The sequence below is a fragment of the Arthrobacter sp. PL16 genome (genome assembly GCF_035985055.1).
GTDB classification, from domain to species: Bacteria; Actinomycetota; Actinomycetes; order Actinomycetales; family Micrococcaceae; genus Arthrobacter_D; species Arthrobacter_D cheniae.
In genome coordinates this window covers 154,153-170,812 of sequence record NZ_JAXCIC010000003.1, presented here as the reverse complement: position 1 = coordinate 170,812, position 16,660 = coordinate 154,153, and the positions used below count along the sequence as shown (strand labels likewise).

At 67.5% G+C, this 16,660-nt stretch carries 17 protein-coding genes and 1 tRNA gene; 10 read left to right on the top strand and 8 right to left on the bottom strand.

What is annotated here, in order from left to right; all coding sequences use genetic code 11:
• Nucleotides 1-75: 75 nt before the first annotated feature.
• The 4 genes from RCH21_RS08010 (at nt 76) to dhaM (ending at nt 2,862) form a co-directional block, all read left to right on the top strand.
• The gene (locus tag RCH21_RS08010; RefSeq protein ID WP_120148773.1) at nt 76-252 is read left to right on the top strand and encodes a CsbD family protein; all 177 of its coding nucleotides are present in this window, start codon (nt 76-78) and stop codon (nt 250-252) included.
• Between the two features lie 218 nt (nt 253-470).
• Nucleotides 471-1,472: a dihydroxyacetone kinase subunit DhaK gene (dhaK, locus tag RCH21_RS08005; RefSeq protein WP_326963923.1), complete on the top strand. Its 1,002-nt coding sequence runs from the start codon at nt 471-473 to the stop codon at nt 1,470-1,472.
• A gap of 2 nt (nt 1,473-1,474) precedes the next feature.
• Nucleotides 1,475-2,125: a dihydroxyacetone kinase subunit DhaL gene (gene dhaL, locus RCH21_RS08000; protein ID WP_326964149.1), complete on the top strand. Its 651-nt coding sequence runs from the start codon at nt 1,475-1,477 to the stop codon at nt 2,123-2,125.
• Nucleotides 2,122-2,862 carry a dihydroxyacetone kinase phosphoryl donor subunit DhaM gene (gene dhaM / locus RCH21_RS07995; RefSeq protein ID WP_326963922.1) on the top strand — a complete coding sequence of 247 codons (741 nt, stop codon included), beginning with the start codon at nt 2,122-2,124 and terminating at the stop codon, nt 2,860-2,862. The genes dhaL and dhaM overlap by 4 nt, the downstream gene beginning before the upstream one ends.
• Nucleotides 2,863-2,869: 7 nt before the next feature.
• Here the strand turns inward: dhaM and RCH21_RS07990 are convergent, their stop codons facing one another.
• Nucleotides 2,870-3,901, bottom strand: a complete 1,032-nt coding sequence (locus tag RCH21_RS07990) for an A/G-specific adenine glycosylase (protein WP_326963921.1) — start codon at nt 3,899-3,901, stop codon at nt 2,870-2,872.
• Nucleotides 3,902-3,987: 86 nt separating this feature from the next.
• On the opposite strand from RCH21_RS07990, the gene RCH21_RS07985 reads away from it, so the two are divergent.
• Nucleotides 3,988-4,701, top strand: a complete 714-nt coding sequence (locus RCH21_RS07985; RefSeq protein WP_326963920.1) for a hypothetical protein — start codon at nt 3,988-3,990, stop codon at nt 4,699-4,701.
• A gap of 105 nt (nt 4,702-4,806) precedes the next feature.
• Here RCH21_RS07985 and disA read toward each other — a convergent pair whose 3' ends face one another.
• From disA to RCH21_RS07970, 3 genes are all read right to left on the bottom strand, one after another.
• Complete coding sequence (gene disA / locus RCH21_RS07980) at nt 4,807-5,883, bottom strand: DNA integrity scanning diadenylate cyclase DisA (RefSeq protein WP_120148761.1); 1,077 nt, start codon at nt 5,881-5,883, stop codon at nt 4,807-4,809.
• 183 nt (nt 5,884-6,066) lie between these two features.
• A complete protein-coding gene (gene radA / locus RCH21_RS07975; RefSeq protein WP_326963919.1) occupies nt 6,067-7,452 on the bottom strand; it encodes a DNA repair protein RadA in 1,386 nt (461 codons plus the stop codon).
• A 58-nt stretch (nt 7,453-7,510) separates the two neighbouring features.
• Complete coding sequence (locus RCH21_RS07970; protein ID WP_120148756.1) at nt 7,511-8,638, bottom strand: FUSC family protein; 1,128 nt, start codon at nt 8,636-8,638, stop codon at nt 7,511-7,513.
• 224 nt (nt 8,639-8,862) lie between these two features.
• On the opposite strand from RCH21_RS07970, the gene RCH21_RS07965 reads away from it, so the two are divergent.
• From RCH21_RS07965 to pstB, 4 genes are all read left to right on the top strand, one after another.
• The gene (locus RCH21_RS07965) at nt 8,863-9,981 is read left to right on the top strand and encodes a phosphate ABC transporter substrate-binding protein PstS (RefSeq protein WP_326963918.1); all 1,119 of its coding nucleotides are present in this window, start codon (nt 8,863-8,865) and stop codon (nt 9,979-9,981) included.
• 138 nt (nt 9,982-10,119) lie between these two features.
• Entirely contained in the window at nt 10,120-11,052 is a 933-nt protein-coding gene (pstC, locus tag RCH21_RS07960) for a phosphate ABC transporter permease subunit PstC (protein WP_120148950.1), read from the top strand.
• On the top strand, nt 11,053-12,159 hold the full coding sequence (pstA, locus tag RCH21_RS07955) for a phosphate ABC transporter permease PstA (RefSeq protein ID WP_120148753.1): 1,107 nt from the start codon (nt 11,053-11,055) through the stop codon (nt 12,157-12,159). It abuts the gene before it with no gap.
• Between the two features lie 30 nt (nt 12,160-12,189).
• Nucleotides 12,190-12,969: a phosphate ABC transporter ATP-binding protein PstB gene (gene pstB / locus RCH21_RS07950; protein WP_120148751.1), complete on the top strand. Its 780-nt coding sequence runs from the start codon at nt 12,190-12,192 to the stop codon at nt 12,967-12,969.
• Nucleotides 12,970-13,089: 120 nt separating this feature from the next.
• Here pstB and RCH21_RS07945 read toward each other — a convergent pair whose 3' ends face one another.
• From RCH21_RS07945 to RCH21_RS07935, 3 genes are all read right to left on the bottom strand, one after another.
• Complete coding sequence (locus RCH21_RS07945; RefSeq protein ID WP_120148749.1) at nt 13,090-14,100, bottom strand: inorganic phosphate transporter; 1,011 nt, start codon at nt 14,098-14,100, stop codon at nt 13,090-13,092.
• Nucleotides 14,101-14,718: a DUF47 domain-containing protein gene (locus RCH21_RS07940; RefSeq protein ID WP_326963917.1), complete on the bottom strand. Its 618-nt coding sequence runs from the start codon at nt 14,716-14,718 to the stop codon at nt 14,101-14,103.
• Between the two features lie 215 nt (nt 14,719-14,933).
• Complete coding sequence (locus tag RCH21_RS07935) at nt 14,934-15,581, bottom strand: hypothetical protein (protein ID WP_120148747.1); 648 nt, start codon at nt 15,579-15,581, stop codon at nt 14,934-14,936.
• Nucleotides 15,582-15,720: 139 nt separating this feature from the next.
• Between RCH21_RS07935 and RCH21_RS07930 the strand changes: the two genes are divergently transcribed.
• Nucleotides 15,721-15,794: transfer RNA gene (locus RCH21_RS07930), tRNA-Lys, on the top strand.
• A gap of 62 nt (nt 15,795-15,856) precedes the next feature.
• Here RCH21_RS07930 and RCH21_RS07925 read toward each other — a convergent pair.
• Nucleotides 15,857-16,612, bottom strand: coding sequence for a ZIP family metal transporter (locus tag RCH21_RS07925; protein ID WP_326963916.1), 756 nt, complete (start codon nt 16,610-16,612; stop codon nt 15,857-15,859).
• Nucleotides 16,613-16,660 lie beyond the last annotated feature (48 nt).

The window sequence follows — 16,660 nt, the reverse complement described above, 5'->3', positions numbered from 1 at the left end:
ACTTAGCATTCCTTCGGGAATGCTGACATGCCACCGGAACCGGTGGCTGTACACCGACTGAAGGAGGTCCGAATCATGGGACTGGATGACAAGATCGGGAACAAGGGCGAAGGCCTGGGCGGAAAAGTGAAGGAAGGCCTCGGCAAGGCGTCCGGGAACGAGAACATGGAGGCCGAGGGCCATAAGGACCAGGCGAGCTCGAAGCTCAAGGATGCGGGCGAGAACGTCAAGGACGCGTTCAAGCGCGACTGATTGATTCCTGGCTGCACCCGTCATCGGGTGGCCTGCAGACCTGAGGGAGGGCGCCCGGCTCCGGGCTCCTCCCTCAGCCAGTTAATCGGGGTGCGGCGGGGACGTCGGCCTATAGGCAGGCGCCGGAACGGGCGGTAACGTGTCCCATGGCCGGCGTGGTCCATGTGAGGCGGGCTGCTGGCTGTCAGAATGTCCGCTACAGCCAAGGAGCAGCCGCTGTGAAGAAGCTCATCAATGACCCCAGGGCCGTGGTCAACGAGTCTGTCGAAGGATTCGGCATCGCGCATGCCGACCTCGTGACCGTCCACCCGGATCCCCTGTTCATCACCCGCAAGGACGCGCCGGTGCAGGGCAAGGTCGGGCTCGTCTCCGGCGGTGGAAGCGGTCACGAACCGCTGCACGCGGGTTTCGTGGGCCGCGGCATGCTCGACGCCGCCGTACCGGGAGCTGTCTTCACCTCGCCTACACCCGACCAGATCATCCCCGCCACCACCGCCGTGAACGGTGGTGCGGGCGTCCTGCACATCGTGAAGAACTACACGGGCGACGTCCTCAACTTCGAGACGGCCGCAGAGATGGCGGAGGCCGACGGCGTCGCCGTGCGCTCCGTTCTCGTCAACGACGACGTCGCCGTCGAGGATTCGCTCTACACCGCCGGCAGGCGAGGGGTCGGGGGGACGGTCTTCGTCGAGAGGATCGCCGGCGCGGCAGCGGAGCGGGGTGATGACCTCGACGGCGTCACGGCAGTCGCCCAGCGCGTGGTGGACAGCGTTCGCTCCATGGGGGTCGCCCTCGCTGCCTGCACCGTGCCGCATGCCGGGGTGCCGAGCTTCGACCTCGCCGAGGACGAGATCGAGATCGGCATCGGCATCCACGGAGAGCCCGGGCGCCACCGCATAGCCATGGAGGATGCCGACGGCATCACCCAGCGGCTGCTCGACCCCATCATCGCGGATCTCTCGCTCACCTCGGGAGACCGGACGATCGTCATGGTCAACGGGATGGGCGGAACGCCCGCCAGTGAGCTCTACATCATGTTCCGCAAGGTCTCGCAGCTGCTCGACGGACTCGGCGTGACGATCGAGCGTTCCCTCGTCGGCAACTACATCACGGCTCTCGAGATGCAGGGCGCGTCCCTGACGATCCTGCGGGTCGATCAAGAGATGCTCGAGCTGTGGGACAGCCCCGTCCACACGGCCGCCCTTCGTTGGGGGGCATGAGCATGGCCGACGCCCTCGATACCGAGTGGGCGGTCCGCTGGATGCGCGAGACAGCTCGCGTCGTCGCCGAGAACCGGGTACTCCTGATCAACCTCGACCGCGTCATCGGTGACGCCGACCACGGGGAGAACCTCGACCGGGGCTTCTCGGCCGTCGTCGCGAAGCTCGATTCGAGCGAGGCGCCGGAGACCCCTGCCGCCGTCCTCAAGCTGGTGGCCATGACCCTCATGTCCACCGTGGGCGGAGCCGCCGGTCCGCTCTACGGAACGGCCTTCCTGCGCGCGGCGACCTCGCTGGGGGACGCGGCCGAGATCGATCCGAATGCTGCTGCCGCGATGATCAGGGCCGCACGGGACGGGATCGTGGCGCGAGGGAAGGCGGAGATCGGGGACAAGACGATGGTGGATGCCTGGACCCCTGCCACCGAGTCCGCCGAGACCGCCGCGCAGGCCGGGGCGACAGCCCCCGAGGTGCTCACCGCAGCAGCCAACGCCGCCCATGCGGGCGCCGTCGCGACCGAGCCGCTGATCGCCCGCAAGGGCAGGGCGAGCTACCTCGGTGAACGGAGCGCCGGCCACCAGGATCCGGGAGCCGTATCGACGGCTTTCATTCTCCAGGCTGCCGCCGAGACCGCAGGGGAACGGTTCGCATGAGCGTCGGCCTGGTCATCGTCTCGCACAGCCAGAAGATTGCAGAGGGCGTCGTCGAGCTCGCAGCGCAGATGGCGCCCGACGTGGTGCTCGCCGCCGCCGGGGGAGCGGGGGATGGCGACGGCCCCTTACGGATCGGCACGAGCTTCGAGCGCGTGCAGGCGGGGATCGAGCAGGCGTCGGGCGGTGACGGGGTGGTGATCCTGACCGACCTCGGCTCGGCCGTGATGACCGCGGAGATGGTGCTCGAGTTCCTCGAGCCGGAGGTGCGGTCCGCCGTCCGGCTCGCGGAAGCGGCCCTTGTGGAGGGTGCCGTGGCCGCCGCCGTCCAGGCGCAGGGCGGCGCCACGCTCGACGACGTACTCCGGGCTGCCGAGGGTGCCGTCGTCTCCATCCGCGCCGAGGAGCTGGAACCGTTCGTCACCCATGCCGCAGCCGCTCCGGGTCAGGCCGGCGCCGCCCCGGCACAGGAGGCCGGACCGGTGGTCAGCGGCTCGTGGGTCCTTCCGAACCAGATGGGGCTCCACGCCCGGCCCGCTGCGGCACTGGCCACGGGCCTGACCGATCTCGACGCGGAGGTGACCGTGAACGGGGTCGACGGCAAGTCCGTGATGCTGCTGATGACCCTCGGCCTCGGCCAGGGTAGGACGGTCACTGTCGAGGCGACGGGGCCCGATGCCCAGGCCGCTGTGGACTTCGTCGGACAGGCGGTCGAGTCGGGATTCGGCGAGCCTTCCTGACGGACCGTCAGGTGGGAAGGCGGATGCCGTCGTCGTGCTCCTCGGCGAGGCCGTCCGCCAGAAGACCGGTGAGGGCGCGCTCGAGCTGCTCGGTCGGAGCCTGCAGCCCGTGCAGGACACCCAGTGCACCTGGCCGGGCTGCACCGCCGGACGGCAGGGAAAGCGTGGTCGGCGGTCCCTGCATGCTGAGGTCCACGGGCGCCTCCATGAGCAGTGAGCGCGGCACGGCATGGTCGGCGTCCCGCAGGACGGCGACGATCGCGCCGCGCACCTGCCGGTCCGTGCCCGCCCACGACTGGCCCTTGGGGACGTAGTCGGGAGCAGGGCGTCCGGCAGCCACCCAGGCACAGGCGTCGATGACAGGGCAGGCGTCGCACTTCGGGGCCCTGGCTGTGCAGATGACCGCGCCGAGTTCCATCACGGCGGCATTCCATCGCACGGACAGGTCGGCGTCGCCGGGCATGAGCGCCACCGCCCGCTTCATCTCCGCGGACGTCAGGGCGGGAGCGGGCAGGGCGCTGCCGCCCATGAGCCGGGCATGGACGCGACGTATGTTGGTGTCGACGACGGTCTCGCGCCTGCCGAAGGCGAAGGCGGCCACCGCGGCAGCGGTGTAGGCACCGACGCCGGGCAGGGTGAGGAGCTCATCGCGGGTGGTCGGGATCTCTCCGTCGTGATCCGCCACGATCGCCAGTGCGGCGGCGTGCAGACGAAGTGCCCGGCGGGGATAGCCGAGCCGGCCCCAGTGCCGTACGGCCGCTCCGGACGGTTCCGACGCGAGGTGGGCCGGGGTGGGCCAGCGCTGGAGCCATTCGAGCCAGACCGGCAGTACCCGGACCACGGGGGTCTGCTGCAGCATGATCTCGCTGACGAGGATGCCCCAGGGCGAGCATGTAGGATCCCGCCAGGGCAGCTCACGGGCAGCATCCTCGAACCAGTCCGTCACCCGGGTATGGAGGTCATCGAGGAGTGGTCCGGACGGTTCCGGAACTCCGGTGGTGCGCACGGTTGCCGCGGGTGTTCCGCTACCGGGGTTCATAGGTGCTCCTGGTTTCTTGTCGTGAATACTCTATCCACCGGCGTGGTGCCCGGAAGAAAGCTCGGGCCCCTCCCTAGCCTTGTTGGATGGAATCAACGGGCGACCACGGCGGCGACCACGGCAGGGGCAGGCGGGGCGGAGGCAGGCGGCTGAGCCCGGCCATCTACCGGAGGCGGCGCCTGGCGGTGATGATCCTCACGCTCCTCGTGGTCGCAGGGCTCGCCATCGGCGGCGTTGTTCTTGCAGCGGCCTTCGGACGGGGTGCGGATGCGACAGCCGGTGCCACCCCGACCCCTGGCGCAACCGCCGAAACCGAGGCCCCTGCCGCCGGGGACAGCACGGCTCCCTCCAGCACGGGGGCGCCGGCGCCGACGCGCACGACTGCTCCTGCGGAACGCTCGCCCACGTCGTCGGACGGCTGCGACGCATCGAAGGTGGTCGTCGAGGCCGAAACCGACAAGGAGTCCTACGGGACGGACGAGAATCCTGTCCTGACCCTCGTGGTCCGCAACGAGGGAACCACGCCCTGCGACGTCAACGTCGGAACGTCACAGATGCAGTTCGAGGTGACCTCCGGGGACGAGAGGGTGTTCTCCTCCACCGACTGCCAGCAGGCCTCCCAGGATCTCGAGCGCGCGATCGCGCCGGGTGGGGAGGAACGCGCAACGTTCGAATGGTCCCGGAACCGCACCGTGCCGGGCTGCACCACGGTCGATGAAGAACCCGCTTCCGGCAGTTACACCGTCACCACGCGGCTCGGAGCCAGAAGCAGCACTCCGGTGGAGTTCACCCTCCAGTAACCCGACAGACCACGCGGCTCCAGTAACCCGATAGACCACGCGGGTGATGCGCTGCACGATCATTGCCGTCGCTACAGGGCACCTGCGCGGGTGCGGCATGGTCCGCTACATGAAGCGGTCGAGCAGGCTCGTCTCGGCGATCCGCGACAGGCCCTCGCGCACTGTTCGCGCTCGCTGCTCGCCGATTCCGTCCACCGCCATGAGGTCGTCGATGTTCGCGGCCATGAGGTTCTGGAGACCGTCGAAGTGGTCGACGAGGCGGTTCGCGACAGCCGGAGGGACGGCCTTGATGCCGGACAGCAGACGGTAGCCCTTCGGCTGGATGACCGCCTCCAGTGAATCGATGGACGGGTTGAACCCCAGCACGCTCGCGATGGTGCCGAGGTCGATCAGGTCCGTCGAGCTGAAACCCTGCAGGGTCGCGACGCGCTCTTCGACCGGCGCGGAACTGGTGCGGAGATCCATGTAGTCGCGCAGCACCATCTCACTGCCCGGTCCGAGGCCTGTGGTGAGCTCCTCGACCTGGAGCGACAGCAGACGGCCGTCGACGCCCAGTTCCAGGACGTACTGCGAGATCTCCTCGGAGATCCGGCGGACCATCTCCTGGCGCTGCAGGGTGACGGCGACGTCCCGTACAGTGACCATCGCCTCGATCTCCAGGGCGGAGAGAGCGTTCGTGACCTGGTCCAGCCGTGCCCGATAACGCTCGAGCGTAGCCAGGGCCTGGTTCGCGCGGGCCAGCACCGGCTCCGAACCCTCGAGCACGTGGCGCAGGCCGTCGATATAGAGGGCGATGATCTGCATGGACTGGCTGACGCTGATGACCGGGAGGCCGGTCTGCTTGGCGACCCGCTCGGCGGTGCGGTGGCGTGTGCCCGATTCCTGCGTCTCGATGGTGTGATCGGGTACGAGCTGGACCGCTGCGCGGAGGATCTTGCTCGCGTCCTTGTCGCAGACGATGGCACCGTCCATCTTGGCGAGTTCGCGGAGCCGGGTCGGCGAGAACTCGATGCCGATGTCGAATCCGCCGGAGCAGATCGAGTCCACGGTGCGATCGAAGCCGAGAACGATCAGCGCTCCTGTGCGTCCCCTCAGGATTCGCTCAAGACCGTCGCGCAACTGGGTTCCCGGGGCTACTCTGGCGAGGGTGGCTTTGAGCGAGTCCTCTGGACTTCGAACCATGGGCCTATCCTTTCGCCGCCGCACTGTTGGAAGCCCGGCACGGTCGGGCGACCGCCATCGAGCTTCGGACGGCGGGCAAAGCCCACGGATGTGCCCGCGCAGCCGAGGATAATACTACGTGCGCGCGCAAATTCCTCTGTATCGGCCCCGGTCGCAGATCGGTAACACTGCCGGGGCGCCCGCCTAGAACAGCAGTGCCAGCGCTTCGGCCAGGGTCGAGACCTCCCGCACCGAAAACCCCTTGGGGACGGGGCCTGTCCCGCCGGGAGACGCGGGGACGATGGCGTGGGTGAAGCCGAGACGCTCCGCTTCCTGGATGCGTCGACCGATGCCGGGAACGGGACGGACCTCGCCCGCCAGTCCCACTTCGCCGAACGCGATGAGCCGCGCGGGCAGGGGGTGGTCCGTCTTGGCGGATGCGATGGCAAGGGCGACGGCGAGGTCCGTCGCCGGTTCGGTCAGCCGGACACCGCCCACAGTCGCCACGTAGCTGTCGTCCTTGTGGAGGCTGACGGACGCACGGCTCTGCAACACGGCCAGCAGCATCGCGACGCGTGAGCTGTCGAGACCGCTCGTGGCCCGCCGCGGCTGCGCATTCGGGGATTCGGCGAGCAGGGCCTGCACCTCGGCGAGAAGCGGACGGCGTCCCTCGAGCGTCACGGTGATGCACGTGCCGGACACCGGGTCCTTGGTCCGTGACACGAAAAGGCCGCTGGGATCAGCCAGTCCCTCGATGCCACCGTCGGTCAGATCGAAGCAGCCCACCTCGTCCGTCGGCCCGTACCTGTTCTTGACGGCCCGCAGGAGCCGGAGGCGGGAGTGGCGCTCGCCCTCGAACTGGCAGACGACGTCGACGAGGTGCTCGAGCAGCCTCGGTCCGGCGATGGAACCGTCCTTCGTGACATGACCGACGAGGAGCGTGGTCATGCCGCGGGCCTTCGCCACCCCGATGATCGACGCCGCGACCTCCCGCACCTGCGTGACGCCACCGGCGCTGCCGTCCACGGCAGCGCTGCTGAGGGTCTGCACGGAATCGACGATGAGCAGTGCCGGCTCGATCTTCTCGACCTGGCCGAGCGCCTGGCCGAGGTCCGTCTCGGCGCTGAGGTACAGGGAGTCGGCCACGGCATCGATGCGGTCCGCCCGGAGTTTGACCTGGGCTGCGGACTCCTCGCCGGTGACATACAGGACGTTCTTGCCGAGCCGGGCCACCCTCGCGGCGACGTCGAGCAGCAGGGTCGACTTCCCCACCCCCGGTTCACCGGCGAGGAGGATCACGGCACCCGGTACGAGCCCGCCTCCCAGCACACGGTCCAGTTCATCGATCTTGGTCGGCTGGAAGCCGGACAGCGTCGCGTCCACGTCGGCGATACGCCGGGCCGGCGTGGTGACCGCCGTCGCCGCCGTCGTACGGGCGACCACCTGGCCCGTTTCCTCGACGGTCCCCCAGGCCTGGCATTCGCCGCAGCGGCCCACCCACTTCGCCGTCGTGTATCCACACTCCGCGCAGCGGAAGTTCGGGGTGTTGCTGCGGCCGGCGCGTGCGGCGGTCGATGTCTTCGTGGCCATGGAATCAGGCTACCGGCGGCCACCGACAGAGCCGCCCACGCCGCCCGTATGTGTGTGCTCAGAGTCGGGGGAGGTACTCGGCGGCGTCCTCGTGGGAAAGCCCGGTCGCCTCGAGCAAATCGACGACGAGCGGGCGCAGGAGCAGCACGAGGCCCTCGCCCTCGAGGCGGCTGATCCCGAGCGTTTGCGGATGCAGGTCCGTGGCAACGGCCGCCAGTTCATTGCGCGCCTGCCGCTGGTTCAGACGGCGCTCGGCGGAGTCCCGCGCGGACAGGGAGCGGCTGAGGACGTCGACGGCGTCGGCCGTGTCCTCCAGCGACTGGCTGAGGCTCTCGATCGCCTCGTCCGTCAGGGCCGCGTGGTTGATGGCCGATGTCAGGCGGCGCGAGAAGACGCGGCTGTTGCGGATGGCGAGGTCGATGGACTCGACCGCGCTGCGCAACGACCCGAGTTCGTCCCGGTGGCGCCGATAGGCGGGGGAGATCTTTGCGACCTCCTGCGCCGCCCGCATGCTTCCGGTGAGGCTGTCGAGCTGCGACTGGCAGTTCCTGGCACGCACCAGCGCGTGCCAGGCGAGGGTCGAGTCGCTCTGGCGAAGGGCGGAAGCACTGTCCCTGAGGACGCCGGACAACTCGCCGAGCAGTCCCCGCACGTTCGTCTTCGGCTCACGGCGGGGGTCCCGGGGCAGCAGCATGGTGATGACGAGCGCGAACAGGCCACCGACGAGTGCGTCGACGCTGCGTGTGAAGGGTCCACCTTCGGGAGCCGGAAGCAGCACGACCAGCAGGGACTGCAGGCCGAGCTGTGTGGTGAAGATGGTGCCGCTGTCGAGGAAGCGTGCCAGCAGGATCGAGATGAACAGGACCACGGCAGCTTGCCACAGGCCGGTGCCGAAGAGGGTGAGCAGGAGATCGCCGACCGAGATGCCGAGGGTGCAGCCGATGCCCACCTCCAGCACGCGTCGCAAGCGCGGGTCACGGGAGAAACCGAGGGAGATCATGGACGACGTCGCTGCGAAGAGCGGTCCGTTGTGGCCGAGGACCTCCTCGGCGAAGGCGTACGCACCCACCGCGCACACCGTCATCTGCAGTGCCGTGAGTACCGAGTTCGAGCTGCGCTTGACCCCTATCCGCGAGCGCTTGCGCAGGAAGGCGAGGGCTGAGGTGAGTCCCTGGCGCGGCGGCATGCCCTCAGTCTAGGAGGTGCGTTGGAGCGAGACGTTCGTCTCATTCGGCGGTGCGAACGGGCTGGACTAATGGAATAGCCCCGCGCTGTTCACTTTCCGTTCATGTCGCTTGGTCAGTCTCGTTACCTGCGCTCCCTAGCTTGAAGGATGTACAAGAACGCGTACATCTCTACCGAGTGCCACTCGTGCACCGATGAATACATCCCTGGAAGGGGCAAAATCTAGTGAAGGCTCTTCGCTTTGGCCGCGCTGCGGCAGTTATCTCCGTAGCCGCGCTGGCGCTGACCGCTTGTGGTTCCGACAACGCCACCAACGAGCCCGCCGCGGAGGGACCCGCGTCCTCCGCCGCAGGCACTGCCGTGTCCGGGACCCTGACCGGCATCGGCGCCTCGTCGCAAAACTCTGCGATGGAGGCCTGGAAGGCCGGATTCGAGGCCGCCAACCAGGGCGCCATGGTGCAGTACTCCCCGGATGGGTCCGGCGCAGGGCGCAAGGCCTTCGTGAGCGGCGGCGCCCAGTTCGCCGGCTCGGATGCCTTCCTCAAGGACGAAGAGATGGCCCAGTCCGTGGAGGTCTGCGGCCCGGACGGTGCGCTGAACGTCCCCGCGTACATCTCCCCCATCGCGATCGCCTTCAACCTCGGTGACGTCACCGAGCTGAACCTCGACGCCCCCACCATCGCGAAGATCTTCAAGAAGGAGATCAGCACCTGGAACAATCCGGCGATCGCGGCCCAGAACGAGGGCGTCGAACTGCCCGACACCCCGATCACCGTCGTGCACCGCTCGGACGAGTCGGGCACCACCGAGAACTTCGTCGACTACCTCGCCGCTGCGGCTCCTGAGGACTGGACCTACGAGGTCGGGGGTGCATGGCCCGCCGAACTGCAGTCCGAGAACGCCAAGGGCACCTCCGGCGTCGTCCAGACCGTGACTTCGACCGACGGCGCCATCACGTACGCCGATGCATCCGCTGTGGGGGACCTCGGTACGGCCAAGGTGAAGGTCGGCGAGGAGTACGCCGAGATCAGCTCCGATGCGGCCGCGAAGGCCGTCGAGGTCGCAACCCCGGTCGAGGGCCGCGCCGAGCTCGACATGTCCCTCCAGCTCGAGCGTGACACCACCGAGTCCGGCACCTACCCCGTCGTGCTCGTGAGCTACCACGTCTACTGCACCACCTATGACAGCCAGGAGACCGTCGACCTCGTGAAGGCATTCGGCTCCTATGTCGTCAGCGAGGACGGCCAGACCGAGGCCGCAGGCTCCGCCGGCAACGCCCCTCTGTCGGAATCTCTTCGCGAGAAGGCCCTGCTGGCGATCGACTCCATCAAGGTCGCCTCCTAGCGAAGGACCCTTCGGTCCCGTCTGGTCTAATGGAGACCGGACGGGACCGTCCGCCGTTCACGGCTGGAACCAGCAGTGACCGGCCCGGCACCCGGGCAGGTCACTGCACCTGAAATCGACCGCCTGGAAGGCAAGAACGTGTCAACCAACTCGCTGAAAGCGTCGACAGATCGAGGCCGTGCAGGCGACAAGATCTTCTCCGGAATCTCCCTCGCCGCCGGCGTGCTGATCCTGGCAGTGCTCTTCAGCGTCGCAGTGTTCCTGCTCGTACAGGCAGCACCGACCTTCGTCGCCGATCCGGCCGAAGTGACCGGCGGTAACGGCTTCACCGCCTACATCCTGCCGATCGTCATCGGTACGGTCGTCGCGGCCACGATCGCGCTGCTGATCGCGACGCCCGTCGGTATCGCAGTGGCGCTGTTCATCTCGCACTACGCACCCCGGCGGTTCTCCCGCGCCTTCGGCTACGTCATTGACCTGCTGGCAGCCATCCCGTCGGTCATCTACGGCGCCTGGGGCTACATCGTCCTCGCCCCTCAGCTGGCCAAGGTCTACACCTGGCTCGCCGAGAACCTGGGGTGGATACCGTTCTTCACCGGGCCGGCCAGCCAGACCGGAAAGACCATGCTCACCGCGGGTATCGTCCTCGCCGTCATGGTCATCCCCATCATCACCTCGCTCAGCAGGGAGATCTTCCTGCAGACCCCGAACCTCCACGAGGAGGCGGCGCTCGCGATGGGTGCCACGCGCTGGGAAATGGTCCGCATGGCCGTCCTGCCCTTCGCCCGCCCCGGCATCATCAGCGCCACGATGCTCGGACTCGGCCGCGCCCTCGGGGAGACCATGGCGGTTGCCCTGGTCCTCTCGCCCGGAGCGCTCGTCGCGAGCCTCGTGAAGTCCGGCAACCAGACCATCGCGGCCGAGATCGCCCTCAACTTCCCCGAGGCCTTCGGACTGCGGCTCAATGAACTGATCGCGGCGGGCCTCGTACTCTTCGTCATCACGCTGATCGTCAACATGATCGCGCGCTTCATCATCACGCGGCACCAAGAATTCTCGGGAGCTAACTAAATGGCAGCGAACCAGACGCTCCAGCGTCGCCAGTCCCACCTGACGCGCGGACACCTCCCTTCGTATGCCGTGTGGGTGGTCCTGGCGGCCTCCGTCGTCCTTGGGGCAGCCCTCGCCACCCTGATCGGCTTCTCCGTCGTCGGCTGGGCCGTCATCACGGCCATCGTCTTCGTCATCACGGCCACGATCGTCACCGCCGTCGCCGAGGGTGAGCGCAAGGCGAAGGACAGGCTCGTCACGTTCCTCGTGTACGGGGCCTTCCTGATCGCCCTGCTGCCGCTCGTCTCGGTGCTCTGGACCGTCCTGGAGCGGGGCGTACCAGGGCTCAACTACAACTTCCTCTTCACCTCGATGAACGGCGTGACCGGCGCTGTGGACAATCAGGCGCTCGAGAACGGGACGCCGGTGCTGGGCGGCGCCTATCACGCGGTGGTGGGCACGTTGCAGATCACGCTCTGGGCGACGCTGATCTCCGTGCCCATCGGTCTGCTGACCGCCGTCTACCTCGTCGAGTACGGGGCCGGCAGGGGCCTCACCAAGGCCATCACGTTCTTCGTCGACGTCATGACGGGCATCCCGTCGATCGTCGCCGGCCTGTTCGCCGCCGCCCTGTTCTCGCTCCTCTTCGGTCCGGGTACGCGCACCGGTTTCGTGGCCGCCGTCGCCCTTTCCGTCCTCATGATCCCCGTCGTGGTCCGGTCCACGGAGGAGATGCTGAAGATCGTGCCGAACGAACTCCGCGAAGCCTCCTATGCACTGGGAGTGCGCAAATGGCGCACGATCACCAAGGTGGTCATCCCGACGGCGATCTCCGGTATCGCCTCTGGCGTAACCCTCTCGATCGCCCGCGTCATCGGCGAGACCGCGCCTATCCTTGTGACGGCGGGATTCGCGAGTTCCATCAACATGAACGTCTTCAGCGGCTGGATGAGCACGCTGCCGACCTTCATCTACTACCAGATCCTCACCCCGACCTCCCCGACGTCCCCGGATCCGAGTACCCAGCGCGCCTGGGCCGCAGCGCTCCTGCTGATCCTCATGGTGATGCTGCTGAACCTGGTCGCCCGTTTCGTCGCCCGCATGTTCGCCCCCAAGACCAGCCGCTGACCACCCGCGGTATCTACCGATAAGGAAGCAATGTCCAAGCGAATCGACGTCAAGGACCTGAACGTCTACTACAGCAAGTTCCTTGCCGTGGAGGACGTCAACATCAACATCGAGGCCCGTTCGGTGACGGCGTTCATTGGTCCGTCGGGTTGCGGCAAGTCCACTTTCCTCCGCACGCTCAACCGGATGCACGAGGTCATCCCGGGTGCACGGGTGGAGGGAGAAGTCCTGCTCGACGGCGACAACCTGTATGACTCCGCCGTCGATCCCGTGTCCGTGCGCGGCCAGATCGGCATGGTCTTCCAGCGGCCCAACCCGTTCCCCACCATGTCGATCCGTGACAACGTGCTGGCCGGCGTGAAACTCAACAACAGGCGCATCAGCAAGTCCGACGCCGACTCCCTCGTCGAGAAGTCCCTGCAGGGCGCGAACCTGTGGAATGAGGTCAAGGACCGCCTGGGCCGCCCCGGATCGGGACTCTCCGGCGGCCAGCAGCAGCGCCTCTGCATTGCACGCGCGATCGCCGTGTCTCCTCAGGTGATCCTGATGGACGAGCCGTGCTCCGCACTCGACCCCATCTCCACCCTGGCCATCGAGGACCTCATCAACGAGCTCAAATCCGAGTACACCGTGGTGATCGTGACCCACAACATGCAGCAGGCGGCGCGGGTCTCCGACAAGACGGCCTTCTTCAACATCGCAGGCACGGGCAAGCCGGGCAAGCTCATCGAGTACGGCGACACCACCACCATCTTCAACAAGCCGGCCGTGCAGGCTACCGAGGATTACGTCTCCGGCCGCTTCGGATAGACCTGGGAGGCGGGAACGACGGCGGCTCCCTCCCAAGGGGGTCGCCGTCGTCGTTCGCGCGGCCTGTCCCGGTCTACGGCCTGCAGCAGCCGTGGGTCTGTCTCCAGGGCGGCCTGCTTGTTACAGGAGTGGATTCAATGCCAGGAAGAACACGGCGCCCATGATCGCGGTGGCAGGTGCGGTCCCGAGCCAGATCAGGAGGATTCGGGCCACCCGCGGTCGCTGGACGGACGCGAACCGCTGATTCGCACCGGCGCCGACGATCGCCGAGGTCATGGTGTGCGTGCTCGAGAGCGGGAAGTGCAGGGAGATTGCGCCGATGAACAGCATGGCCGAACTCACCCCCTGGGCTGTCATGCCACGCAGTGGGTCGATATCCACCAGCCGTTTGCCGAGCGTGTGGGTGATGCGCCAGCCGCCGAAGAGGGACCCCGTCGCGAGCAGCACGGCGGCGAACAGTTGCACCCAGAGAGGGATGTCGGAGCCCGTCGCGTAACCCGAGCCGACCAGGGCCAACAGGATCACCGCCATGGTCCGCTGGCCGTCCTGCAGGCCGTGCCCCAGGGCGAAGACCCCGGCCAGCACGGACTGGGCCATGCGGTTCCCGCGGTTCACCTTCGCCGGTGAGCCGTGACGCAGCAGCCACGTCGCCGGGAACACCGCTGCGTAGGCCAGGAGATAGGCGACCACCGGCGAGAGCACCAGAGGCAGGATGATCTGGAGCAGAAGCGTCTCCCCGGCGCCGCTCATCGCCGGACCGTTGGTGAGCTGCGAGGCGCCGCCCGCGCCGATGACGCCGCCGAGCAGCGCGTGGGTGGACGACGACGGCTTGCCGCGGTACCAGGTGATGACGCCCCAGATGCAGGCAGCGAGCAGCGCCGCCATCAGGATGCCGAGCCCGGTGGCGCCCTCGGGGAGGCCGAGGGCGGCGTCAGTGAAGAACAGGGCCAGGGACGTGCTCAGCAGGGCGCCGATGAGGTTGAAGAGTGCCGCGAGCAGGACGGCGACCGTCGGGGTGAGCGCCCTGGTCCGCACGGCAGTCGCGACGGAGTTCGAGACATCGTGGAAGCCGTTGAGGAAGGCGAAGCCGCCTGCGGCGACGATCACCGCACCGAGGAGGAGGGGCTCCACCTACGATTCCTTGACGAGGATGCTGCCCACCTGGGTTGCGACCCGCCGGATGTCCTTGGTGACGTCCACCAGTTGGTTGGCGACATCACGGTGCCGCGCGTATACGAGGGGCTTGTGATCGTTGAGGAGCTCCGCGCACCAGCTGCGGTGCGTCCGTTCGGCACGCCGCGCCAGGCGCAGGATCTCGATCCAGTACTCCTCGAGATCCTCCATCGAGTTCAGCCGCTGCATGGCGACGGCGGTCAGCTCCGCCTGCCGGTTGATGACCTCCAGCTGGTCGGCGGCACGCTGGCTCAGCTTGCTCAGCTTGTAGAGCGCGATGAGTTCCCCGGCGCCGTCGAGTTTCTCGATGGCTTCGTTCAAAAGGCGGGAGAGGACGTAGAGGTCCTCCCGTGGCAGCGGATTGATGAACGAGGTCCGCATGGAGGTCAGGAGGGCGAAGTGCAGATCCGTGGACGCCGACTCGTGCTGGTGCAGTTCCTCGGAAAGGTGGTCGTATTCTTCTGTGGAGGCGCCGAGAATGGCAGACATCGTCCCTACGCCGAGCACCAGTTGGCGCGCCATCCGCGAGAGCAGTTCGAGCCCAGCATTCTCCTGGGGGAAGAGGCGTAGTTTCACGGAGTCTTCCTCGAAGGATCGGATGGTGTCAGCGTTGCAGCTGCCGTCGCACCGGGTCCCGGTGAACAAAGTAGTGGCGTCGAACCGGGAGCGCCTCTCGGCGGAAGGCCGCTCGGAGCGGCTGAGTGTTGAAGCCCGGGGGTTCCACGGTTCGACGCCGTGTTAAGTCTTGCCCTACCGGGAGCCGCTGTCAACAGCAGCCCCGGTAGGGCGGTTCAGTCGAGCTCCCCGCGCCGCCAGGACGCGGCAGCATGCTCCAGGTCCTCCGCGGTCTTGATCAGCTGATGCGAATTGCGCGTCAGTCGGGAGGCATGCGAGCCGTTCGCGAGCTCGGCGCCGTCGGCGTGGTGCGCCTGGCCCAGCGCGACGACGCGGCAGAACGCCGCAAAGCGTTCGAGGGCGACGTCGAAGTCGCCCTCGAAGGCGCCGGACAGGATCGTGTCTGCCATCGCTGTCATCTCGGCGGCTCCTGGAGGTTCGGCGACACCGGCGACAACCTTCGACACCTGCGCGTCCTCCTTGCCGGATGCGAAGTAGGCGGCGATACGATCCGGGTTCTGCTGGGTGGCTGCGCGCAATGCGTACAGTCTCCACAGAGCTCCCGGCAGCGAACGAGCGGGGCTTTCGGCCCACATCTCGGCGATGGCTTCGAGGCCCTGCTGGTCGGCTAGTTCGACGAGGCGGCGGGTCACATCGGGATCGTCGGCATCACGCCCGTGATGCACGAGGGCGTGCGCTGCCATGTGGGCGGCCTCGGAGACCCGTGAGGGATCTACTCCCCCCGCGAAGACCTCGAAGTCTGCGGGAGCGAATGGCTTCGGCTTGTGGGGCCGTGGGCTGTTGTTCGTGTAGTCGCCGTCCATGGAACGAGGATACTCCTGCCTGATTCCCGGCCATGGGACGGGGTGCCCGCCGCAGTCCTCGGGGCCAGGGCGATTGCGATAAAGTTAGCGGGTCGACGCTGCACGACGTCGGATCCTCGGTCCGGTGCAGCGTGATGTGGGGCCCTTAGCTCAGTTGGCTAGAGCAACGGACTTTTAATCCGTGGGTCGAGGGTTCGAGCCCCTCAGGGCCCACCCGTTCGAAGAAGGACCGCGGAGTAGTCCGCGGTCCTTCTTCGTATCCGCGGTCGGTGAGCCTAGCCGGATACCTCATGGACCACGAAGGCGGTGAGGAATCCGAGCGCGGCGATGAGTCCTGTGAACATGTGCTGGCGTTCGAACGCCTCGGGAATCATCGTGTCGGCCACCATGGCGAGGATGGCTCCGGCGGCGATTGCCGTGATGAACGCGACCGTCACGCCCGACGCCCCGGCCAGGAGCGAGTACCCGGCAAGGGCGGCCAGGCCGGAGATGAGCGCTATGCCGCCCCACAGGCCGAACACGTATCGGGAACCGCGCCCGGCGGTCTTCATGCCCGCAGTACTCGACAGTCCCTCCGGGACGTTGGAGATGAAGATCGCTATCAGCACGGCCGGATTGACTGCTCCTCCAGCCACGAGTCCGAGGCCGAGGACGACTGATTCGGGAATGCCGTCGAGCAACGCCCCGAGCGCGATCGCGTTGCCACTGCCGCCACTGTCCGCCTCCGACGGCTGTTGATTGCCGGATCGTTTGCGGTGCTGGGCGCCCTTGCGTGCCAGCACGGCATTGGCCCCGACGTAGGTGACGGCTCCGACGAGAAAGCCGGACGCCGTGGGAACGAGTCCGCCGACGTCCTCCGCCTCGCCGACCAGCTCGAAGGCGAGCGCGGAGATCAGCACCCCGGCGCCGAAGGCCATCACGAAGGAAACGGTGCGCGGCGGCACCTTCCATTTCCACGCGATCGCCGCCCCGATGACCAGGGCACCTCCCGCGATCGCACCCCACGCGAAGGCCTGTAGCCACAGAGGCATGGAGCCTCCCTTCCGGTGCCCTACGGCACGACGACGAAAACCTGGCCC